General features: G+C 56.1%; 22 protein-coding genes. 13 read left to right on the top strand and 9 right to left on the bottom strand.

Features of this window, described 5'->3' with window-relative positions; translation table 11 throughout:
* Positions 1-33: 33 nt before the first annotated feature.
* From ybeD to lipA, 4 genes are all read left to right on the top strand, one after another.
* Positions 34-297 carry a DUF493 family protein YbeD gene (ybeD, locus tag NWP14_RS10195; protein ID WP_041144576.1) on the top strand — a complete coding sequence of 88 codons (264 nt, stop codon included), beginning with the start codon at positions 34-36 and terminating at the stop codon, positions 295-297.
* Positions 298-391: 94 nt separating this feature from the next.
* On the top strand, positions 392-1,036 hold the full coding sequence (lipB, locus tag NWP14_RS10190) for a lipoyl(octanoyl) transferase LipB (protein ID WP_095095015.1): 645 nt from the start codon (positions 392-394) through the stop codon (positions 1,034-1,036).
* Between the two features lie 136 nt (positions 1,037-1,172).
* A complete protein-coding gene (locus NWP14_RS10185) occupies positions 1,173-2,117 on the top strand; it encodes a YbeF family transcriptional regulator (protein WP_346431890.1) in 945 nt (314 codons plus the stop codon).
* Positions 2,118-2,302: 185 nt separating this feature from the next.
* Positions 2,303-3,268, top strand: coding sequence for a lipoyl synthase (lipA, locus tag NWP14_RS10180; protein ID WP_095095009.1), 966 nt, complete (start codon positions 2,303-2,305; stop codon positions 3,266-3,268).
* A 239-nt stretch (positions 3,269-3,507) separates the two neighbouring features.
* Here the strand turns inward: lipA and tatE are convergent, their stop codons facing one another.
* On the bottom strand, positions 3,508-3,711 hold the full coding sequence (tatE, locus tag NWP14_RS10175; RefSeq protein WP_076944924.1) for a twin-arginine translocase subunit TatE: 204 nt from the start codon (positions 3,709-3,711) through the stop codon (positions 3,508-3,510).
* Positions 3,712-3,838: 127 nt separating this feature from the next.
* On the bottom strand, positions 3,839-4,627 hold the full coding sequence (locus NWP14_RS10170) for a deaminated glutathione amidase (RefSeq protein ID WP_095095006.1): 789 nt from the start codon (positions 4,625-4,627) through the stop codon (positions 3,839-3,841).
* Positions 4,628-4,717: 90 nt separating this feature from the next.
* On the opposite strand from NWP14_RS10170, the gene crcB reads away from it, so the two are divergent.
* Positions 4,718-5,101, top strand: a complete 384-nt coding sequence (crcB, locus tag NWP14_RS10165) for a fluoride efflux transporter CrcB (protein WP_045854454.1) — start codon at positions 4,718-4,720, stop codon at positions 5,099-5,101.
* Between the two features lie 57 nt (positions 5,102-5,158).
* Here crcB and cspE read toward each other — a convergent pair whose 3' ends face one another.
* Together cspE and pagP are read right to left on the bottom strand one after the other, a co-directional pair.
* A complete protein-coding gene (gene cspE, locus NWP14_RS10160) occupies positions 5,159-5,368 on the bottom strand; it encodes a transcription antiterminator/RNA stability regulator CspE (protein ID WP_004859511.1) in 210 nt (69 codons plus the stop codon).
* Between the two features lie 194 nt (positions 5,369-5,562).
* The gene (gene pagP / locus NWP14_RS10155) at positions 5,563-6,138 is read right to left on the bottom strand and encodes a lipid IV(A) palmitoyltransferase PagP (protein ID WP_095095003.1); all 576 of its coding nucleotides are present in this window, start codon (positions 6,136-6,138) and stop codon (positions 5,563-5,565) included.
* 292 nt (positions 6,139-6,430) lie between these two features.
* Here pagP and dcuC point away from each other — a divergent pair, with 292 nt between their 5' ends.
* Both dcuC and rna read left to right on the top strand, forming a co-directional pair.
* The gene (gene dcuC, locus NWP14_RS10150) at positions 6,431-7,804 is read left to right on the top strand and encodes an anaerobic C4-dicarboxylate transporter DcuC (RefSeq protein ID WP_375215278.1); all 1,374 of its coding nucleotides are present in this window, start codon (positions 6,431-6,433) and stop codon (positions 7,802-7,804) included.
* An 81-nt stretch (positions 7,805-7,885) separates the two neighbouring features.
* A complete protein-coding gene (rna, locus tag NWP14_RS10145; protein ID WP_375215277.1) occupies positions 7,886-8,683 on the top strand; it encodes a ribonuclease I in 798 nt (265 codons plus the stop codon).
* A gap of 31 nt (positions 8,684-8,714) precedes the next feature.
* On the opposite strand, the gene NWP14_RS10140 is transcribed toward rna, so the two are convergent.
* Positions 8,715-9,545 (bottom strand): alpha/beta fold hydrolase, encoded by an 831-nt coding sequence (locus NWP14_RS10140; RefSeq protein ID WP_095094994.1) that lies wholly within the window; start codon positions 9,543-9,545, stop codon positions 8,715-8,717.
* Between the two features lie 245 nt (positions 9,546-9,790).
* Here NWP14_RS10140 and rnk point away from each other — a divergent pair, with 245 nt between their 5' ends.
* Together rnk and uspG are read left to right on the top strand one after the other, a co-directional pair.
* Positions 9,791-10,201, top strand: a complete 411-nt coding sequence (rnk, locus tag NWP14_RS10135) for a nucleoside diphosphate kinase regulator (RefSeq protein ID WP_095094991.1) — start codon at positions 9,791-9,793, stop codon at positions 10,199-10,201.
* 187 nt (positions 10,202-10,388) lie between these two features.
* Positions 10,389-10,817: a universal stress protein UspG gene (gene uspG / locus NWP14_RS10130; RefSeq protein ID WP_045854448.1), complete on the top strand. Its 429-nt coding sequence runs from the start codon at positions 10,389-10,391 to the stop codon at positions 10,815-10,817.
* A 105-nt stretch (positions 10,818-10,922) separates the two neighbouring features.
* Here uspG and ahpF read toward each other — a convergent pair whose 3' ends face one another.
* Together ahpF and ahpC are read right to left on the bottom strand one after the other, a co-directional pair.
* Positions 10,923-12,488 carry an alkyl hydroperoxide reductase subunit F gene (gene ahpF, locus NWP14_RS10125; RefSeq protein ID WP_095094988.1) on the bottom strand — a complete coding sequence of 522 codons (1,566 nt, stop codon included), beginning with the start codon at positions 12,486-12,488 and terminating at the stop codon, positions 10,923-10,925.
* Between the two features lie 246 nt (positions 12,489-12,734).
* Positions 12,735-13,298: an alkyl hydroperoxide reductase subunit C gene (gene ahpC / locus NWP14_RS10120; RefSeq protein WP_095094985.1), complete on the bottom strand. Its 564-nt coding sequence runs from the start codon at positions 13,296-13,298 to the stop codon at positions 12,735-12,737.
* A 403-nt stretch (positions 13,299-13,701) separates the two neighbouring features.
* On the opposite strand from ahpC, the gene dsbG reads away from it, so the two are divergent.
* Positions 13,702-14,448: a thiol:disulfide interchange protein DsbG gene (dsbG, locus tag NWP14_RS10115; protein WP_375215276.1), complete on the top strand. Its 747-nt coding sequence runs from the start codon at positions 13,702-13,704 to the stop codon at positions 14,446-14,448.
* Positions 14,449-14,655: 207 nt separating this feature from the next.
* Entirely contained in the window at positions 14,656-15,552 is an 897-nt protein-coding gene (locus NWP14_RS10110; RefSeq protein ID WP_095094979.1) for a LysR family transcriptional regulator, read from the top strand.
* A gap of 150 nt (positions 15,553-15,702) precedes the next feature.
* Here the strand turns inward: NWP14_RS10110 and NWP14_RS10105 are convergent, their stop codons facing one another.
* Positions 15,703-16,848 carry a pyridoxal phosphate-dependent aminotransferase gene (locus NWP14_RS10105; RefSeq protein WP_166646131.1) on the bottom strand — a complete coding sequence of 382 codons (1,146 nt, stop codon included), beginning with the start codon at positions 16,846-16,848 and terminating at the stop codon, positions 15,703-15,705.
* A gap of 223 nt (positions 16,849-17,071) precedes the next feature.
* Here NWP14_RS10105 and mtnC point away from each other — a divergent pair, with 223 nt between their 5' ends.
* On the top strand, positions 17,072-17,761 hold the full coding sequence (gene mtnC / locus NWP14_RS10100) for an acireductone synthase (RefSeq protein ID WP_095094973.1): 690 nt from the start codon (positions 17,072-17,074) through the stop codon (positions 17,759-17,761).
* A complete protein-coding gene (locus NWP14_RS10095) occupies positions 17,758-18,300 on the top strand; it encodes an acireductone dioxygenase (RefSeq protein ID WP_095094970.1) in 543 nt (180 codons plus the stop codon). Before mtnC ends, NWP14_RS10095 begins: the two co-directional genes overlap by 4 nt.
* A 44-nt stretch (positions 18,301-18,344) precedes the next feature.
* Here NWP14_RS10095 and NWP14_RS10090 read toward each other — a convergent pair whose 3' ends face one another.
* A complete protein-coding gene (locus NWP14_RS10090; protein ID WP_375215275.1) occupies positions 18,345-20,666 on the bottom strand; it encodes a molybdopterin-dependent oxidoreductase in 2,322 nt (773 codons plus the stop codon).
* Positions 20,667-20,705: the final 39 nt, after the last annotated feature.

Genomic DNA, 20,705 nt, shown 5'->3' with positions numbered 1-20,705 from the left:
GTTATTATTTTTTGTCGTAACACCGGAGCTGACATGAAAACCAAACTTAACGAACTGCTTGAATTCCCTACTCCATTTACTTACAAAGTAATGGGGCAGGCGTTGCCTGAGCTGGTTGATCAGGTGGTGGAAGTGGTACAGCGCCATGCGCCTGGTGATTACTCTCCGCAGGTAAAGCCGAGCAGCAAAGGTAACTACCACTCGGTTTCTATCACCATCAACGCCACCCATATCGAACAGGTCGAAACCCTGTACGAAGAGCTGGGTAATATCGAGATCGTCCGGATGGTGCTGTAACCCATCCCGTTACCCGGCCCCGCGCCGGGTAATCCCCTTCCCCGCTGTGATATACTCGCTGCCTTAAATCACTTATCTGTGCGGAGACGTTGTTTTGCAGCACAATAAAATCCTCATTCGGCAACTCGGCCTGCAGCCTTACGCTCCTGTCTCTCAGGCAATGCACGACTTTACCGACTCGCGCGATGAGACAACCCTCGATGAAATCTGGCTGGTTGAACATCATCCGGTCTTTACCCAGGGCCAGGCGGGAAAAGCGGAACACGTTCTGGTGGCGGGTGATATTCCGGTCATTCAAAGCGATCGCGGCGGCCAGGTGACCTATCACGGGCCGGGGCAGCAGGTGATGTACGTGCTGCTAAATCTCAAACGCCGCAAGCTGGGCGTGCGCGAACTGGTGACGCTGCTCGAGCAGACCGTGGTTAATACGCTGGCGGAGTATGGCATTGAATCCCATCCGCGTGCCGATGCGCCCGGCGTTTACGTCGGCGAGCAAAAGATCTGTTCGCTGGGCTTACGCATTCGCAAAGGGTGCTCATTCCACGGCCTGGCGCTAAATATCGCGATGGATCTCTCGCCGTTCCTGCGGATTAATCCCTGCGGCTACGCCGGAATGGAAATGGCGCAAATGCGCCAGTGGCAGCCCGAAGCGGTGCCGCAAATCGTGGCGCCGCGCCTGGTCGCCAACCTGCTGGCGCTGCTCAACAACCCGCCGCACGAGTACGTTCCCGCAGGGTAAATCCGCGCGTCCCGGCTTCCCGGGGCGCGTTTTGCGCCTGACTTTCGTTAAGCCATTATATTTGCAATTAATTGCCACAAACGGCGGCGTCGCTGACCGCTATACTTGCGCTATTCGCTATGACAGGAGGCGCAGAGTGGAAAAAAATCATCCGCAACCGGAACCCACCGAACGGCTCAACGATCGCCAGGTATTCCGCATTCTGCGTAATATTGATCTGAATTTACTGACTATTTTCGAAGCCGTATACGTGCACAAAGGCATCGTGAATGCGGCCAGGGTGCTGAATATCACCCCCTCGGCCATTAGCCAGTCGATGAATAAACTCCGCGCGCTGTTTCCCGACCCGCTGTTTATCCGCAAGGGTCAGGGGGTGACGCCGACCGCTTACGCGACGCACCTCCATCAGTACATCAGTCAAGGCATGGAAGCCTTCCTCAGCGCGCTGGATTTAACCGGTAGCCCGCATCAGCAGCGGGTCATCACCATCGCCACCTCGCCCACCGTCGGCGCGCTGGTCATGCCGACAATTGCGCAAGCCCTGAAGCCTCGCTTCCCGCAGGTGCTGCTGCATAATGTCGCCATTATCGACGCCACCAGCCAGCTCAATCAGCGCCAGGTGGATTTACTGATCGACAGCTACGCGCACAGCGGCCTGTCGATCGTGCATCACGTCCTGTTTCAGGATCGGGTGATGATGTATTGCCGTGAGGCGCATCCGGCGCTGGGTATGCCGTACAACGAAGAGCATCTTCGTCAGTACGAGTTTGCCCTGCTGCTGCCCGAGGGCCAGCGCTATGCGGCGCTGCACCGTCGGCTGCAGGAGCTGCCAGGGGAGCGCCGCTGCGGTTTTAGCAGCTACAATCTGTTAACTCAGGCAGCGCTGGTTAGCGCGAGCGATATGCTGGGGCTGATGCCGAAGCGAATGTTTTCGCTATTGGCCAAAACGTGGCCCCTGGCGGCGCTGGACTACCCGCCGCTCGCGGATGAAAATATCGATATTTCACTGCATTACAACAAACTCAGCGCCCAGGAACCGTTGCTAAATGAGGTCATTGAGGCGATTCGTCAGGCTTTTTAAACCATACCGCACGTGAGGGAAAGCATAAAACAACAACTATTTTACAATTTGCCGAACAGGTAGGCTGCTTTCTGTCCCATATCAATGGTATACTGCCTGTCCTTGATTCAAAAATAGTTGATAAATACAACATTTACTTGAATTAATTCGTTTTCCTTCGTACTCGCAACTGGAACACGCACGCTATGAGTAAACCCATTGTGATGGAACGCGGTGTTAAGTACCGCGACGCCGATAAAATGGCCCTTATCCCGGTGAAAAACGTGGCAACTGAGCGTGAAGCTCTGCTCAGAAAACCGGAATGGATGAAAATCAAACTTCCGGCTGACTCGTCCCGTATCCAGGGTATCAAAGCAGCGATGCGTAAGAACGGTTTGCACTCCGTGTGCGAAGAAGCTTCTTGCCCGAATCTTGCGGAATGCTTCAACCACGGAACGGCAACCTTTATGATCCTCGGTGCTATCTGCACCCGCCGCTGCCCGTTCTGCGACGTCGCGCACGGTCGTCCGGTGACGCCTGATGCTAATGAACCGCAGAAGCTCGCGCAAACCATCGCCGACATGGGCCTGAAGTACGTCGTCGTGACCTCCGTCGACCGCGATGACCTTCGCGACGGCGGTGCTCAGCATTTCGCCGATTGCATCAGCGCTATCCGTGAGAAAAGCCCGTCGATTAAGATTGAAACTCTGGTTCCGGACTTCCGCGGCCGTATGGATCGCGCGCTGGAAATCCTCAAGGTTACGCCGCCGGACGTCTTTAACCACAACCTGGAAAACGTGCCGCGTCTCTATCGCCAGGTACGCCCAGGCGCCGATTACAACTGGTCGTTAAAGCTGCTGGAAAACTTCAAAGAAGCGCATCCGGAGATCCCAACCAAATCGGGTCTGATGGTCGGTCTCGGCGAAACTAACGCTGAAATCGTTGAAGTTATGCGCGACCTGCGTCGCCACGGCGTCACGATGCTGACCTTAGGCCAGTATCTGCAGCCGAGCCGTCACCACCTGCCGGTACAGCGCTACGTTAGCCCGGACGAGTTCGAAGAGATGAAAGCCGAAGCGATGGCGATGGGCTTCACCCACGCCGCCTGCGGCCCGTTCGTCCGTTCGTCCTATCACGCCGATCTGCAGGCCAAAGGGATGGAAGTGAAGTAATTCACTCACAACCTCGACCGCTGCACGTTTCCCGCGTGCGGCGGTCAGCTCTCCTTCCGTTACGCCATCTTTTTGCCAACAGCGAATCCGCCGGCGCGGTTACAGTCAGTTGCATTTTTTCTGCCAATAACATTGCTGGATATAAAAAGAGGCCGCAACGATAATCGCTGCGGCCTCTTATCCGTGCAGGCTGACGCCTGGCGGCAGCCTGCTCCCGCTGTCGGGGAGCAGGCGTTTAATTACTCTTTATGAGAGAGCTTCTGTGCCGGAGTTTCTTCTTCCGCACTGGTTTTCTTCGCGCTATCGTCGTCGTTCATGGCTTTCTTAAAGCCTTTGATAGCCGAACCCAGGTCTCCACCCAGCGTACGTAGTTTTTTGGTACCAAACACTAAAATAATCAGTGCTGCGACAACCAGCAGTTTGGTAATACTAATCTCACCCATAGCTAACCTTCTTCTCTAAAACAATCTGCGAATACGCCATCATACACGCGAACAATTAACGGCTATTTGACGCGCGGACACAATAGCAATCTGTAACAAGGTGAATCAAGCTCTGTTTAAAAAAACGTCACAATAATTGCGGTGGCGCAAAGCGGCGGTTCTGCAGCACCGGCAAGCGCTCGCGCACCTGGCGAAGATAATCCACGGAAACGTCGGCAAAAATCATCTGCGGCCGGTCCGCCGCGCCGGCCAGCGTCGTGCCGAGCGGATCGATAATCCGGCTTTGGCCAATATTACGGCTGCCGCACTCGCCCGCCGCCACGATATAGCAGGTCGTATCCAGCGCCCGAGCGGCCAGCAGCGTCGCCCAGTGATGCTCCTTCATTGGCCCTCTTACCCATGCGGTGGGGAGAACCAGGATCTCGGCGCCGCTCAGCGCGAGGCTTAACGCCAGCTCCGGGAAGCGCAAATCATAGCAGGTCATCAGGCCAACCCGAACCCCGTCGACGTCAATCAGCGCCGGGATCTGCAGGCCGGCATCAACGCGCCGCGACTCCTGTATATTAAACGCATCGTATAAGTGTAGCTTCTGGTATTGCGCGATAACCTCGCCGCGGCGTATCGCCACCAGCGTATTAGCCGCTCGTCCCTCGCCAGAAGGTACGTGAATCGTCAAAATCGTGGTTAAGCCGTTATTACGGCTCTCCTCGCGCAGCAGCTGTAAGAAGCCGCCATCCACCTCCTGCGCCGATTTAACCGATAGATCAGGGTCGTTATCGTCACGCGCCAACAGCGCCTCGGGCAACACCAGTAGCGATGCTCCCTGCCCGGCGGCCTGAGCCATCAGCGCTACGCAGGTCAGCGCATTCGTCCGCCAGTCCGAGGTGACGGCAAATTGTCCAGCAGCAACCAGCATCTTAATCTCCCGTTCGCGAATTCATAGCCAGCGACGCATTTTGCGCGCTACACTCAATTCCCGGTATTAACCAAATAGCAGGGAATGAGAGTGTCACAACTACTTTTAGCCGTTTTTCTTGGCGGCGGCACCGGCAGCGTATTGCGCTGGTGGTTAGGCATGAAGTTTAATCCAATGCACCATGCCATTCCCGTTGGCACGCTAACGGCCAACCTGCTGGGCGCATTTATCATTGGTGCCGGTCTGGCCTGGTTTAACCGACTGACCGATATCGACCCGATGTGGAAGCTGCTCATCACCACCGGCTTTTGCGGCGGATTGACAACCTTCTCCACCTTCTCAGCGGAAGTGGTGTTTCTGCTGCAGCAGGGACGTTTCAGCTGGGCCCTGCTCAATATCCTGGTCAATCTACTGGGTTCATTCGCCATGACGGCAGCGGCGTTCTGGCTGTTTTCTCATGCCGCCAGTCGTTAAAAACAGGCAAAAAAAAACCCGCAAATTGCGGGTTTTTATATTCTACTGACGCGTTGCTTAGATAGCGTTTACGTTTGCAGCAGAAGGGCCTTTGGCACCGTTAGTGATTTCGAACTCTACGCGCTGACCTTCAGCCAGAGTTTTGAAACCGTTGGACTGGATTGCAGAGAAATGTACGAATACATCTTTGCTGCCATCTTCCGGAGTAATGAAACCGAATCCTTTGGACTCATTAAACCACTTAACGTTACCTTTAATCTTAGACATCAAAATTACCTTTATATGAAAAAAAGACACTGATACTGTGTCGCGATCCAGTACATCAATTGTGGTGCCTTTTGTCCAGTCGAACTTTGCTAAAAAGTGACAAAAGTCGCTATCTTTTTTAGTGGTTGCGCTTTAGTTATTGTTTTTCCACACAACATAGTGCTCATCTCTTTTATCACTAAGCTATTGCGGATTTAAAACTGAAAGCGTGCCCAGGCGAAGTAAACGTTACCGTTGTTATAGGTGCCGGGGATATAGGTCATCTGGAACGTCGCCGGGCCGTAGCCGATAGACGCCATCGGCAAAACCACCGGCAGCGGAATATAGTTCCAGTTATCGCGCGCGGTCACCCCGAGCGTATAGCCGAGTCCAAGATGAAAGTTATCGTCGGCGAGCGGACGCCAGGTTTTCTCCCAGCCGTAGCCGGCGATCGGTTCCCATTTGTTAAACGAGTCCTTAAACGCCATCAGATACAGGCCATGCCAGTTGCCTTTATCATCCCAGCGCGACACGCCGAAACCCGCCCCCCAGGGACGTTCGTTATACGCATCGGTTTTTTCTTTGTCATAGGCAAAACGGGCGTGCCAGGTGATCGCGGGAATATACAGGTCGTAGTGTTCAGGCTCCTGCCAGGTCTCAACGACGTTATCGCTTAAGGTGCTATAGCCATCGCGAATCGTCGAGCTGAATGACGCATTTGCTATCCCACTGGAGAGCAGCAGCCCGGAAAAACTGAGCAAAAACAGTACAACATAACGTAGTCTTAACACTTCTCAATTACCAATATCGATTTTAAAGCGGAATAAAGTAGCAAATATAATCTTAATATAACCTTAACGAAATACGGCAAAGTCTTGATTTACCGCCTACCAAATCGCAACAACCCTGCCCGTCGACTTTGTGATAGCGCCCCCGCACCGGCTGATGATTAGATAATTCTCATCAGTTTATTGATTTGCATCAGCATGTTTCGTCGATTTATTCGGCACATTCCCTGACTTAATTTTTGCACAACCTTATTTATCAGCAGATTCTTTGGGTTAATGGTTCAGGGGTAAAATAATGCTTACGCTAGTTGAGATCCTTATCGGGATTGTGGTCATTGTGGGCGTCGCCCGCTATATCATCAAAGGGTATTCCGCCACCGGCGTGCTCTTTGTTGGCGGTCTGACGCTGCTTATCGTCAGCGCGCTGATGGGACATAAAATTTTACCCGGCGAGGCGAAAAGCACGGGCTATTCCGCAACCGACATCATCGAATACATCAAAATTCTGCTGATGAGCCGCGGCGGCGACCTCGGCATGATGATCATGATGCTCTGCGGATTTGCCACCTACATGACGCATATCGGCGCCAACGACATGGTGGTCAAACTGGCCTCGAAGCCCCTGCGCTACATTAACTCCCCCTACCTGCTGATGATCGCCGCCTATTTTGTCGCCTGCCTGATGTCGCTGGCCGTCTCTTCGGCGACCGGCCTCGGCGTCCTGCTGATGGCAACGCTGTTCCCGGTGATGGTGAACGTCGGCATCAGCCGCGGCGCGGCGGCGGCCATTTGCGCCTCCCCGGCGGCCATTATCCTCTCCCCGACCTCCGGCGATGTCGTCCTGGCCGCGAAGGCCGCCGAAATGCCGCTCATCGACTTTGCCTTTAAAACCACGCTGCCGATCTCCATCGTGGCGATTGTCAGTATGGCGATTGCCCACTTTTTCTGGCAGCGCTATCTGGATAAAAAAGAGAACGCCTCCCACGAAATGCTCGATGTGAACGAGATAACCACTACCGCCCCCTCCTTCTATGCCATTCTGCCCTTCACGCCCATTATCGGCGTGCTGATTTTCGACGGGAAATGGGGCCCGGAGCTGCATATTATTGCCATCCTGGTTATCTGCATGCTGCTGGCGGCGGTGCTGGAATTCTGCCGCGGCTTTAACACCAAAAACGTCTTTAGCGGACTGGAAGCCGCCTATCGCGGCATGGCCGACGCCTTTGCCGGCGTGGTCATGCTGCTGGTCGCCGCCGGCGTTTTTGCCCAAGGCCTGAGCACCATCGGCTTTATCAATAGCCTGATTTCGATTGCGACCTCGTTTGGCTCCGCCAGCATCATTCTGATGCTGGTGCTGGTCGTGCTGACGATGCTGGCAGCCATGACAACCGGTTCAGGCAACGCGCCGTTTTACGCCTTCGTTGAGATGATCCCCAAGCTGGCGCACTCATCGGGTATTAACCCGGCCTACCTGTCGATCCCGATGCTGCAGGCGTCGAACCTCGGGCGTACCATTTCCCCCGTATCGGGCGTGGTGGTCGCCGTCGCCGGGATGGCAAAAATCTCGCCATTTGAAGTGGTGAAACGGACCTCGGTACCGGTTCTTGTTGGCCTGCTGGTGGTGATTATCGCCACCGAGATTCTGGTGCCCGGAACCACCGTTCAATAAACGTGAAAAGGCGCCAGCAGGCGCCTTTTTTATGCTTTAATAATTCGAGGAACTCATTACCATCCACTATCAGGAATAAAAATGTTCAGGAAGGATTTCGTCGCCATTGCCCTCTTGCTAACGGCAACTCAGGTCGGCGCTGAACCGCTCACCGCAACACAATACGGCGATTTCGACCGCTACGTTCTGGCCTTATCCTGGCAAACCGGTTTCTGCCAGAGCATGCATGACCGAAACCGCAGCGAGCCGGAAGAGTGCCGTCTGCAGCAGGAGACGGCCAACAAAACCGATCATCTTACCGTGCACGGCCTGTGGCCGGGCCTGCCGAAATCCATCGCCGCTCGCGGCGTGGACGATCGCCGCTGGATGCGTTTTGGCTGCGCCACGCGCCCGATACCCAATATGCCGGAAGTCAAAGCCGGGCGGAAATGCCAGGCAGCGGAAACCGGCCTGTCGCTGGAGATGGCCAATAAGCTCAACAGCGTGATGCCCGGTGCCGGCGGCAACTCCTGCCTTGAGCGCTACGAGTACGCGAAACACGGCGTCTGTTTTGGCTTCGATCCTGACAGCTACTTCGGCACGATGGTCCGCCTCGGCGGTGAAGTGAAGCGCAGCGCCCTCGGGACATTCCTGGCGCAACGCTACGGGCAGAGCATCAGCCGCGAGGACTTCGATGCGGCCATCGCCCAGGCCTACGGAAAACAGAGCGTTAAGGCGTTCAAGCTGACCTGCAACGGCAATCCGGCCTATTTAACCGAAATACAGATCGCCATTAAGGCCGCGGCTATCAATACGCCGCTCTCCGCCGATGCCTTCCTGCCCCAACCCCATCCGGGCAACTGCGGTAAGCAGTTTGTTCTGGATAAGGTCGGTAATTAATCATGCGGCGGCGCCAGCCGCCACAGAGGCTTCATTCGCGAATGAACGCCAGTAAATCCTGATTTATCTGATGCTTGTGGGTCGTGCAAATCCCGTGCGACCCGCCTTTATAGACGGTTAATCTGGCGTCTGGCAATATTTGCGCCGCCGCTTTACCGCAGGTTTCGAAAGGTACGATCTGGTCGTCATCGCCGTGGATAACCAGGGTCGGAATGGTCATCTTGCGCAGATCCTCGCGCAGATCGGTTTCCGAGAAAGCTTTGATACAGTCATAGAGCGCCTTAATCGATCCCTGCAGCCCCTGTTCGACAAACCCTTCGCGTACCGCTTTTGACTCTTTAGCCCCGTCCCGGTTGTAGCCGTAGAACGCGGCGGTCAGCTCATAGAAGAACGCGCCGCGATCCTCGATAACGCCCTCTCTGATGCCGTCAAATACCTCTTTGGGCACGCCATCCGGGTTAAAATCCGTGCGGATCATTATCGGCGTCACGGCGCTGATAAGCACCGCTTTTGCCACTCTTTCGGTCCCGTGGCGCCCGATATAGCGCGCCACCTCGCCACCGCCGGTCGAATGGCCGACGTGCACCGCATCGCGCAGGTCGAGATGTGCCGTCAGCTGAGCCAGATCGTCAGCATAGCGATCCATGTTGTGGCCGTCCCAGGGCTGGGCCGATCGGCCATGACCACGGCGATCGTGCGCTATCGCCCGAAATCCGTTATCGGCCAGAAACAGCATCTGATCTTCAAAAGCGTCAGCCGTTAGCGGCCAGCCGTGGCTAAATACAACCGGCTGCCCGCTCCCCCAGTCTTTAAAATAGAGATAGCTGCCGTCATCGAGAGTAAGTTTGTCAAAACCGCTCATAGAGTCCTCCTGCATGTATTGGAAAGGACGTGCCTGATATCGCCTAAAAAGGATAAGACAATTTTTCTTACTGCGACGGCAGCAGCATAAATTTCATATGATGCCGTTCGCGATCGTTGCTTAATGTGCGTTTAATCACTTCAAACCGCCGACAAGTCTCAGTATGATGGGAAGACATTAACCCTTGCCATTTTCGGTGAGGGTTTTCTTTTACGGACAGGTTCCTGGATAACATGGAGTACGCAATGACCAGACCCGCAATCATCATCAATGAGTTCGATGCCGAACGCATCGACAGACTGCTCGAGCAGCCGGCGTTCGCCAGTTCACCGGTCGCCGATGCGCTGAACGACGAGCTGGATCGCGCACAAATGCTGGCGCCGGAAGCGATGCCGCATGATGTCGTCAGCATGAACAGCACCGTCAGATTCCGTGATTTGTCCAACGGCGAAGAGCGCGTGCGGACGCTGGTTTTCCCCTCGCAGGTAACCGATAGCGCCACCCAGCTTTCGGTACTCGCCCCCGTCGGCGCCGCGCTGCTGGGCCTGAAGGTCGGCAGCGCCATTCACTGGGAATTACCGGGCGGCGCCTCTGCGCACCTCGAAGTCCTGGAACTGCTGTACCAGCCTGAAGCCGCGGGTGAATTTCACCGCTAACCCTCCCGCCGCCTGAGGCGTTCTGCGCTTTATTCAGAGGATGTCTTCGCATCCTCTTTCTGCCCCTCCCTGCTCTGACAAACTTTTACGCCGCCCTGAGCCTCAGCTGACAGTTTTGCGACCTGAATGGCACAATATCTTCGTATAATATGTTGATATAGAAACAGTCGAACAAGGAGGAATGCATATGTATAAAACAATCATTATGCCGGTTGACGTTTTTGAGATGGAGTTAAGCGACAAAGCCGTCCGCCATGCGGAGTTTTTGGCCCAGCAGGACGGAATTATTCACCTGCTCCACGTATTGCCAGGCTCATCCAGCTTCACCATGAGTCGATTCACCGCCGACCTGCGCCGCTTTGAAGAACATCTGCAGCATGAGGCGGAAACGCGGCTAACCACCATGGCCGGGCACTTCAGCATCGATCCCTCACGAATTAAAAAGCACGTACGCTTCGGCAACGTGCGGGATATGGTGAACGAGCTGGCTAACGAAATTAACGCCGACGTGGTCGTCATTGGTTCACGCAATCCGTCTATCAGCACCCATTTGCTCGGTTCTAATGCCTCGAGCGTCATTCGCCACGCGCATATCCCGGTAATGGTTGTCCGATAAGCGGGAGACGCCGCTCGCCTGCCGACGGCGTGAAGAAAGGCGATAAAAAAAGAGGCTACCGGTGGGTAGCCTCTTTGCTGTGCAGGTCGATCTTACTCTCTTTTATTATGCGGTTTTTGTCCGAATCAGATAATCGAACGAGCTCAGGGATGCTTTTGCCCCTTCGCCGGCGGCGATAATAATCTGCTTGTACGGTACGGTGGTGCAGTCGCCCGCCGCGAACACGCCTTTGACGTTAGTTTCGCACTTCGCATCGATGATAATTTCACCCATCCGATTACGTTCAATCGCGCCTTCCAGCCAGGTGGTATTAGGCAGCAGACCAATCTGTACGAAGATCCCCGCCAGCTCGACGTGATGCTCATCACCGCTCAGCCGATCGCGATACTGCAATCCGGTCACTTTACTGCCATCGCCGACCACTTCCGTGGTCTGCGCGTTAAGAATGATATCGACGTTTTTCAGGCTGCGGACTTTGTCCTGCAGCACCTGGTCCGCCTTCATTTCAGGCGCGAATTCCAGCAGCGTAACGTGTTCCACCACGCCCGCCAGATCGATTGCCGCCTCGACGCCCGAGTTACCGCCGCCGATCACCGCCACGCGCTTGCCTTTAAACAGCGGGCCGTCGCAGTGCGGGCAGTAGGTCACCCCTTTCGTCCGGTACTGGTCTTCTCCAGGCACGTTCATGTTACGCCATTTAGCGCCGGTGGCGATGATGATACTGCGCGCCTTCAGCACCGCGCCGGAGGCGGTTTCAATCTGATGCAGGCCGCCTTCTACCGCCGCCGGAATCAGTTTCGACGCGCTCTGTGAGTCAATGACGTCGACATCATATTCATTGACGTGAACCTTCAGCGCCCCGGCCAGCTTCTGACCTTCGGTTTTAGGTACCGAAATGTAGTTTTCGATATCCACGGTATCCAGCACCTGGCCGCCGAAACGTTCGCCCATCAGGCCGGTACGAATCCCTTTACGCGCCGAGTAAACCGCCGCCGCCGCACCGGACGGGCCGGAGCCGACAATCAGCACGTCGTAAGCATCACGCTTGTTCAGCTCTTCTGCGGCACGTTTCTCCGCGCCGGTGTCAACTTTCGCGACGATCTCCGCCAGCGTCATGCGCCCCTGGCCAAACTCCTTGCCGTTGACAAAGACCGCCGGAACGCCCATCACGTTACGATCGGTAATCTCATTCTGGAACGTCCCGCCGTCAATCGCCGTATGCTTAATGCGCGGGTTCAGCACCGCCATCAGGTTCAGCGCCTGCACCACGTCCGGGCAGTTATGGCAGGTGAGCGAGTAGTAGGTTTCAAACTCAAAATCACCGTCAAGGTCGCGGATCTGTTCCAGCAGGGCCTGGGTCTCTTTCGACGGATGACCGCCGGTCCACAGCAGCGCCAGAACCAGAGAGGTAAACTCATGCCCCAGCGGAGAACCGGCAAAGCGCGGCCCCTGGGTAGAACCTGGATTAGTTATCAAGAAAGACGGTTTGCGCACGGCGAGCGTGTTGTCTTCTTTAAACGTCACTTTCTCAGACAGCTCAGCGATTTCCGCCAGCAGCTCTTTGATTTCTGCCGATTTAGCGCTGTCGTCCAGCGTAGCAATCAGCTCAACAGGTTTGGTCAGTTTCTCAAGGTAGGCCCTGAGCTGGGTTTTCATATTTGCGTCGAGCATCTCGTTATCCCTCTCTTAAAACGTCATCATGCAAGCGGCCTCACGGCTGCCTGAATGCGGCTTGCATCATGGGGTTTGGAAGAAAAACGGGCGTAATAAAACACCCGTTATTCGGTATCAATTTCCCTTTGGATTTCGCGTCAGGGCAAAGCGGCTAGCCTGGGGATCCCCGGGAGCTTACATAAGTAAGTGACCGGGGTGAGCAGGTGACGCCAACGCCGCCATGGCGTGAAAGACATGGAAATTTTAGATTTTGCCGACCAGGTCCAGGGACGGAGCCAGAGTCGCATCGCCTTCTTTCCATTTAGCCGGGCAAACTTCGCCTGGGTGAGAAGCAACGTACTGAGCTGCTTTCACTTTACGCAGCAGGTCAGACGCATCGCGGCCGATACCTTCAGCGGTAACTTCGATCGCCTGAATGATGCCCTGCGGGTCAACGATAAAGGTGCCGCGGTCGGCCAGGCCCTGGTCTTCACGCATGTTTTCGAAGTTACGGGTCAGGGCGCCAGTCGGGTCACCAATCATCGCATACTTGATTTTAGCGATGGTGTCAGAGCTGCTGTGCCATGCTTTGTGAGTAAAGTGGGTATCGGTGGAGACGGAATAGACGTCTACGCCCAGTTTCTGCAGCTCTTCGTAATGGTCAGCAACGTCACCCAGTTCAGTCGGGCATACGAAGGTGAAGTCAGCCGGATAGAAGAAGAAAACGCTCCAGCGGCCTTCGGTATCTTTCTCGGTAACTTCGATGAATTCACCGTTTTTGAACGCCTGGTTTTTGAAAGGTTTGATTTTAGTGTTAATTAAGGACATCTATACTTCCTCCGTGTTTTCGTTGAGGTCTAAGGTAACTAATTTTTCCTGACCCGACCAATGCGTTTGCATTATCAAATCAATAAGCAATATCTAACAACCGCAACAAGACAACTTTGTGAACCCGTCGGGACAAGTCGCGCCGCCGAACGCACCCGCTAAGCCGATAAAGTAAAAAGGCCGCCCTCTCAGGCGGCCCTATTACCTGAAATACCCGCAGGTAGCTTCAGCGCCAGGCAAGCTGGCTATGCGTTGCGCTCTACATTACCTTAATGTAACAGCATGGGCGATTACACCACCCGCCTCAGCAAAGGGCAATCTGCCCGGGCGCAGGTCTTGCCTATAGCTGCGATAGGTTCCATCATCTGCTGTGCCTTATACATTGATTTCACAAGGAATAATCATGTTAAAACGTCTGCTTTTCCTGAGCCTTTTGCCCCTTTGCAGCTATGCAGAAGATCTCCCTGCCCCCGTAAAAGCGATAGAAAAACAGGGTATTACCATCATTAAACCCTTCGAAGCGCCGGGCGGAGTGAAAGGCTGGCTGGGTAAATATCAGGATATGGGCGTCGCTATCTATCTGACGCCTGACGGCAAGCACGCCATCTCCGGCTACATGTATGACGAAAACGGCACCAATCTTAGCGAACAGCTGTTCCAGAAAGAGCTCTATACTCCGGCGGGCCAGCAGATGTGGAAGCAAATGGAGGCCGCCAGCTGGCTGCTTGACGGCAAAAAAGAGGCGCCGATTATCCTGTACGTCTTCGCCGATCCCTTCTGCCCGTACTGCAAGCAGTTCTGGCAACAGGCTCGACCTTGGGTGGAGTCGGGGAAAGTGCAGATTCGCACGCTGCTGGTAGGCGTTATCAAACCGGAAAGTACGCCGGTGGCCGCCGCCATTCTCGCCAGCCGCGATCCGGCAAAAACCTGGCACGATTACGAAAAATCGGCCGGGAAAATGAAAGTTGAGATCCCGGCGGACATCCCGGCGGAAAAAATGCGCATCCTCAACCAAAACCAGCAGCTGATGGATCGGCTAGGGGCTAACGCCACGCCGGCTATTTACTATATGAATAAAGAAAATATGCTGCAGCAGGTTGTCGGCTTACCGGAAGCGGATAAGCTCCAGGTGATGATGGGCGAAAAATAAAGCGTCCCGTCAGACCCTTTTTAGCCGGACTACTCGCCCAAAAAGGGTCTGGCTAAATCACTTTTCGTCGTATACATTCAGAGTCATTAATAAAACCGGCCTTAAATAATTCAGCCCATCAATCGCTACGCAAATTAAATATAATAAAAAAATAGAATAAAAAGATAATAATTCGCACCAGACACAGCAACGGACAGGATGCTAGCAATGGCTAAACTTTACGAACTTAAAAAGTTCGATCTTAACCTACTGGTTATTTTTGAATGTATCTATCAGCATTTAAGTATAAGCCAGGCCGCAGGAACCTTATTTATTACCCCTTCAGCCGTCAGCCAGTCGCTGCAGCGCCTGCGCAATCAGCTCAACGATCCGCTGTTTATCCGCACCGGTAAAGGGATGAGCCCCACCACCCTGGCGGTTAACCTTCATCATCATCTGGAAAAAAATCTCAACCAGCTTGAGCAGACGATCAATATCGTCCACGGCGCCGAACTGAGAAAACGCTTTGTTATCTACAGCCCGCAGTTTTTCCTCTCGCCCTCCTCCGCAACGCTCATCAGCACGCTCTACCGTGACCCCAACCTGCAGGTGGAGCACCACGACCTTCAGCTCGCCTCGGAGTCGGCGGAGAGCCTGCTCGCCTACCGCAAAGCCGATCTGATTTTTAGCCTTTCACCGCTTGCCAGCCCGACCACCGTATGCCTGCCGTTTCAGGAAATAGAGATGGTGCTGGTCTGCCGGCAGAATCATCCGCGAATAGCCGAATTCACCTCCGCAGAAGCCATTGCGCGGGAGAGCTTTACTGACTATCTGACCAAAGAGGCGGGGATGCAGGCGGTTGACTACTGGCTTGAGAAACTGTTCCCCGAACGAAATATTGCCTTCAGCAGCGACTCACACATTGCCATCCTCAATATTATTAGCCAGACTGATTTTATCGGCTTTATGCCAAAAATTGCGTCAACCCCGCAGCTCTTCGACCTCAGGCTGAGAATAATACCTGCTCCGGCGGATATTCCCCGGGCGATGATTCATATGATTTATAATCGGGTGCAGATGGACCACCCTGTTTTAGCCTCTCTTATTAAAGAGGCGGCATTATAATAAAAGTGGCCGCCGTTAATTATCGACCACGTGAATATCCGCACATAAATCAGAAAAATAAAATAGCGAAAACAGCCATCGGAGAAAATTAATGGTCGGCTTAAAACGTCCGGCGACCATCAATTCTCTCAGCGACCCGACGCCGGCGCGCTACAGCTGGCGCAGACGCTCCGCGGCGGCCAGCAGGGTTGCCGGCTGCTTGGCAAAGCACAGCCGAATCAGCCTGTGCGGGAACGGATCGGCGCAGAACACCGACAGCGGGATCGCCGCCACGCCGATTTCAGTCGTCAGCCAGCGGCAAAAGCTGACGTCGTCGAGATCGGAAACCGCGCTGTAGTCTGCCAGCAGGAAGTAGGTGCCCTCGCAGGGTAATATCTCCAGGCGACTGGCGCGCAGGGCCTCGATAAACAGGTCGCGACGCTGCTGATAGAACGCAGGCAGCTGACGATAGTGCTCCGGTTCGTGACGCAGCATATCGGCGATGGCCAGCTGCGCCGGCGTGTTCACCGAGAACGTCAGATACTGATGCACTTTACGCAGCTCGGCGCTGATCGCCGCAGGCGCGACGCAGTAGCCGACCTTCCAGCCGGTCATATGGAAAGTTTTACCAAAGGAAGAGACCGCTACCGCCCGCTCGCGCAGTTGCGGATGGGCCAGCACGCTGGCGTGTCCCTGCGCCGCAAAGCAGATATGCTCGTAGACTTCATCGCTGACCACGTAAATCTCACGCTCGGCAATCGCCTGCCACAGCGCGGCGAAATCCTCATGCTGCCAGACCGTCGCCGACGGGTTGTGCGGGGTATTGAGGATCACCAGCCGGGTACGCTCGCTCAGCGCGGCGGCAAACTCCTGCCAGTCAACGCGAAAATGCGGCGGCTGCAGGGCAATGCGCTTCAGCACGCCGCCGGAGAGCTCAACCGCCGGGGCATAGCTGTCGTAGCTCGGGTCAAAGCAGATCACCTCATCCCCGCTACGCACCAGGGCGGTAATGGCCGCATACAGGGCCTCGGTTGCGCCCGCCGTAACGGTCACATCGCTGTTGGCGTCCGGTCGGTAGCCGTAAAGCTCGGCGGTTTTATCGGCGATGGCTTCGCGCAGCGCCGGTACGCCGGTCATCGGGGCGTACTGGTTGGCGCCCTGGGCGACATGAAAAGCCAGTCGCTCCTGCAGGTAGCGCGGCCCGTCAAAATCCGGGAAGCCTTGTGAAAGATTTATCGCCTGATGCTGCTGCGCAAGAGCGCTCATCTGGCTAAAAATAGTGGTGCCCAGTGAAGGGAGTTTACTCTCAGGAATCAGTGGCTTATTGCTCATTTTGTTATTACCGATTGTAATGCTGTTGTTGAAGCCACTATAACACGATGTTAATATTTGGCAATCGAGACGCTTAGACGTCTATATGCGCCGTTATGCAAAAAAGCCGCAACGCGCTTTGCGCAATGACGTGTATAAATGATGATGTCAGGCCGGCTATGGTCTGCCGCCACCATCAATGCGGCGTAACGCCCACTCTGGAGAAACCATGATCCGCGCCATCGTGACCGATATTGAAGGTACCACCAGCGACATTCGCTTCGTACATAACATTCTGTTTCCGTACGCCCGTGAACGATTAGCAGGCTTCGTGACCGCCCAGCAGTACGCTGAGCCGGTCAAAACGATCCTTGATAACCTCCGCCACGAAATCGCCGCTCCCGCTGCCAGCACCGCCGAGCTTATCGATACGCTATTTGCCTTTATGCAGGAGGATCGCAAATCCACCGCGCTGAAGGCGCTGCAGGGGATTATCTGGCGCGATGGCTACCTTAACGGCGACTTTACCGGCCATCTGTATCCCGATGTTCTGCCGGCGCTGGAAAAGTGGAAGTCGCAGGGAATTGATTTATATGTATATTCCTCAGGCTCGGTCGCTGCGCAGAAATTGTTATTTGGCTACAGCGACGAAGGTGATATTACTCATCTGTTCAACGGCTATTTCGATACTCTGGTAGGCGCGAAGCGCGAAGCGCAGTCCTACCGCAACATTGCTGAACAGCTGGGTCACCACCCTGCCGCCATCCTGTTCCTTTCCGATATCCATCAGGAGCTGGATGCCGCCGAGGAGGCCGGTTTTCGCACCCTGCAGCTGGTACGCGGCGATCGCGACCCCGCCAGCCATCATCCGCAGATTCAGCGTTTTGACGACATTCATCCGGAGCAAATACCTGCATGAGCGCATTAACGATTTTTTCTGACCAGGACGCCGGGAACGCCATCTGGCACAGCACCGACGCCGACGAAATTCAGCAGCAGCTAAAGGCGAAAGGCGTACGCTTTGAGCGCTGGCAGGCCGACCGCGATTTAGGCGTCGCGCCAACGCCGGAAACGGTGCTTGAGGCCTACCAGCACGCGATTGATAAGCTGGTTGCCGAAAAGGGTTACCAGAGCTGGGACGTTATCAGCCTGCGCGCGGACAACCCGCAGAAAGAGGCGCTGCGCGCGAAGTTTCTCAACGAGCATACCCACGGCGAGGACGAGGTGCGTTTCTTCGTCGAGGGTGCCGGGCTGTTTTGCCTGCATATCGGCAATGAGGTGTTCCAGGTGCTGTGCGAGAAGAACGATTTAATCTCCGTCCCCGCCGACACGCCGCACTGGTTTGATATGGGCTCGGAACCGAACTTCACCGCCATCCGAATTTTCGATAACCCGGAAGGCTGGGTGGCGAAGTTTACCGGGGATGATATTGCCGACGCCTACCCACGGCTGGCGTAATCTCCTTCATCCAGCCCGGCGGCCCTGCGCCGCCGGGCTGCCGTTCAGGGCAACGCGTCCGCGCTGATAAACGCCGGCGGATCGAACGCGGTAATGGGCGGCAGCGCCTCGCGCCACGGGACAATCTCGACCCAGCAGCTCTGCGCGCTACAGCCCTGGCCCAGCCGCGAGCTGCCGCGATCTTCGGTCAGCACGTTCGGATTACCGTGCTTATCCAGGGAGCCTTTTTCGCTGGGGTCCAGCGGATCGTACCAGGCGCCGGTGGCCATCTGCACTACCCCCTGGCGGATCCCTTCGCTGAGATGCACCCCGGCCAGAATCGCTCCGCGGGCGTTATGCACCTTCACCACGCTGCCTTCGGTTACTCCCCGCGCCTGCGCATCCTGCGGATGCATCCACAGCGGCTCGCGCCCCTGAATTTTGGTCGCCCGGCTGACGCTGCCATGATCGTACTGGCTGTGCAGACGCGTGCGCGGCTGGCTGGACAGCAGATGCAGCGGCCAGCGGCTGGCCTCTTCCCGCTGCCAGCTCGCTTCCTCTTCATCCCACCACGGATGGCCCGGGCACTCGCGGTAGCCGAAGTCGGCGACGGTTTGCGAGAAGAGCTCAATCTTGCCGGACGGCGTGGAGAGCGGAGAGCCCAGCGGGTCGGCGCGAAAATCGGCCAGGAAGACCTGCGGCTGCTCCGGCGCGCTGTACTCCAGCACCCCCTGCTGCCAGAAATCCTCAAACGACGGCAGCTCAATGCCCTCTTCCCGGGCCCGCGGGCGCGACTCATCATAAATATGCCGCAGCCACTGCCCGACGCTGCGCCCTTCGCTGAAGCGCTCGCCGCAGCCCAGCCGGGCGGCAAGATCGCAGAAAATCGCGTAGTCGTCGCGGGCCTCGGCAACCGGCGGGATCTGCGCGCTCATGGCAATCATAAATCCGTCATGCCCGCCGCTGCCGATATCCTCCCGCTCCAGGGAGGTGGTCACCGGCAGCACAATGTCGGAAAACTTCGCCTGCGCGGTCCAGTACTGCTCATGCACCACCACCGTTTCCGGCCGTCGCCACGCCTCGCAGAGCTGGTTAAGGTCCTGATGATGGTGAAAAGCATTGCCCCCCGCCCAGTAGACCAGGCGGATATCAGGGTAGCGCAGATGCTGGCCATCAAACTCATATTCGCCGCCGGGGTGCAGCAGCATGTCCGCCAGCCGGGCCACCGGGATCGCGCTGTTAACCGCATTTTTCCCCGCCGGCAGACGGGGGCCGGAAAAGGCTTTGCGCGCCGCGCCCGCCAGGTTGGTACAGGCGTAGCCGAAGCCCAGCCCTCCGCCCGGGGTGCCAATCTGCCCCAGCAGCGCGGTCAGGGCGACCGTTGCCCAGTAGGCCTGCTCCCCCTGGCGGGCGCGCTGAATGGACCAGGAGATATTGACCATCGTGCGCTGGCTGGCCATGTCGCGCGCCAGGGAGACAATCTGCTCCGCGGAAATCCCCACGATCGCCGCCGCCCAGCGCGGCGTTTTTGCCACCCCGTCACGCTCTCCCAGCAGATAGGCGCGGTAGGGAGCAAAGCCCACCGTGTGGCTGGCCACAAAGTCACTGTCGTACAGGGATTCGGTAACCAGGACGTAGCACAGCGCCAGCAGCAGCGCGGTATCGGTCCCCGGACGCACCGCCAGCCACTGCGCGGAGTCGACGGCGCTCAGATCGTTGCTGACCGGGCTGATATTGATAAAGCGCGTGCCGTTGGCCTGCATCTTCTCCAGCCAGTGCTTCAGCATATGGTCGTTGGCGCCGCCGCCGTTAACCTGAGAGTTACGCAGCGGCAGGCCGCCAATCGCCACGAACAGCTGACACTCCCGCGCCAGCTCAGAGAAGTGCGTATGCTGACGATGCAGCGGGCTAAGCGGCCCCAGCACATGCGGCAAAATACGCTCGCCGGCGGCGCTGCTGTAGGTATTGGTACTGGCGGTGTAGCCGCCGAAAGATTTCAGGAAACGATGCAGCTGGCTCTGGGCGTGATGAAAACGCCCGGCGCTGGCCCAGCCGTAGGAGCCGCCGTATATGGCTTCGTTCCCGCAGCGCGCCTTCACCGAAGTGAGTTCACGGGCCAGCAGGTCGAGGGCGACCTCCCAGCTCACCTCTACAAAGGGCTCTTTGCCGCGACCTTCCCGCGACGCGGGGCCATTTTTCAGATAGCCGGCCCGCACCGCCGGACGACGAATGCGCGTTTTGCTGGTGACCGCATCGGTGAGGGACTGACCGATGCGCGAGGGATTTTTATCCCAGGCGACCGGTACGACGGCATCAATGGCGCCATCGCGGGTTTGCACCTGCCAGGTTCCCCAGTGCATCACCGCCAGATTATGTTGTTTATTCATGTTGCCCGTTTTTTTGTCACCCGATAAAGGCCGCTATAA

Origin of the sequence: Klebsiella sp. C349492, from assembly GCF_042055345.1 — a bacterium.
Taxonomy (GTDB): Bacteria; Pseudomonadota; Gammaproteobacteria; order Enterobacterales; family Enterobacteriaceae; genus Klebsiella; species Klebsiella scottii.
This window is presented reverse-complemented; position numbering and strand designations above follow the sequence as displayed.

What these genes read in the sequence shown, in the direction of transcription:
- NWP14_RS10170 (WP_095095006.1), bottom strand. Translation starts at nt 4,627, where the DNA reads ATGCTGGTTGCTGCTGGACAATTTGCCGTCACCTCGGACTGGCGGACG.
- NWP14_RS10110 (WP_095094979.1), top strand. Translation starts at nt 14,656, where the DNA reads ATGGCTAAACTTTACGAACTTAAAAAGTTCGATCTTAACCTACTGGTT.
- mtnC (WP_095094973.1), top strand. Translation starts at nt 17,072, where the DNA reads ATGATCCGCGCCATCGTGACCGATATTGAAGGTACCACCAGCGACATT.
- ahpF (WP_095094988.1), bottom strand. Translation starts at nt 12,488, where the DNA reads ATGCTCGACGCAAATATGAAAACCCAGCTCAGGGCCTACCTTGAGAAA.
- dcuC (WP_375215278.1), top strand. Translation starts at nt 6,431, where the DNA reads ATGCTTACGCTAGTTGAGATCCTTATCGGGATTGTGGTCATTGTGGGC.
- NWP14_RS10090 (WP_375215275.1), bottom strand. Translation starts at nt 20,666, where the DNA reads ATGAATAAACAACATAATCTGGCGGTGATGCACTGGGGAACCTGGCAG.
- rnk (WP_095094991.1), top strand. Translation starts at nt 9,791, where the DNA reads ATGACCAGACCCGCAATCATCATCAATGAGTTCGATGCCGAACGCATC.
- ahpC (WP_095094985.1), bottom strand. Translation starts at nt 13,298, where the DNA reads ATGTCCTTAATTAACACTAAAATCAAACCTTTCAAAAACCAGGCGTTC.
- uspG (WP_045854448.1), top strand. Translation starts at nt 10,389, where the DNA reads ATGTATAAAACAATCATTATGCCGGTTGACGTTTTTGAGATGGAGTTA.
- cspE (WP_004859511.1), bottom strand. Translation starts at nt 5,368, where the DNA reads ATGTCTAAGATTAAAGGTAACGTTAAGTGGTTTAATGAGTCCAAAGGA.
- lipA (WP_095095009.1), top strand. Translation starts at nt 2,303, where the DNA reads ATGAGTAAACCCATTGTGATGGAACGCGGTGTTAAGTACCGCGACGCC.
- rna (WP_375215277.1), top strand. Translation starts at nt 7,886, where the DNA reads ATGTTCAGGAAGGATTTCGTCGCCATTGCCCTCTTGCTAACGGCAACT.
- ybeD (WP_041144576.1), top strand. Translation starts at nt 34, where the DNA reads ATGAAAACCAAACTTAACGAACTGCTTGAATTCCCTACTCCATTTACT.
- dsbG (WP_375215276.1), top strand. Translation starts at nt 13,702, where the DNA reads ATGTTAAAACGTCTGCTTTTCCTGAGCCTTTTGCCCCTTTGCAGCTAT.
- tatE (WP_076944924.1), bottom strand. Translation starts at nt 3,711, where the DNA reads ATGGGTGAGATTAGTATTACCAAACTGCTGGTTGTCGCAGCACTGATT.
- NWP14_RS10140 (WP_095094994.1), bottom strand. Translation starts at nt 9,545, where the DNA reads ATGAGCGGTTTTGACAAACTTACTCTCGATGACGGCAGCTATCTCTAT.
- NWP14_RS10095 (WP_095094970.1), top strand. Translation starts at nt 17,758, where the DNA reads ATGAGCGCATTAACGATTTTTTCTGACCAGGACGCCGGGAACGCCATC.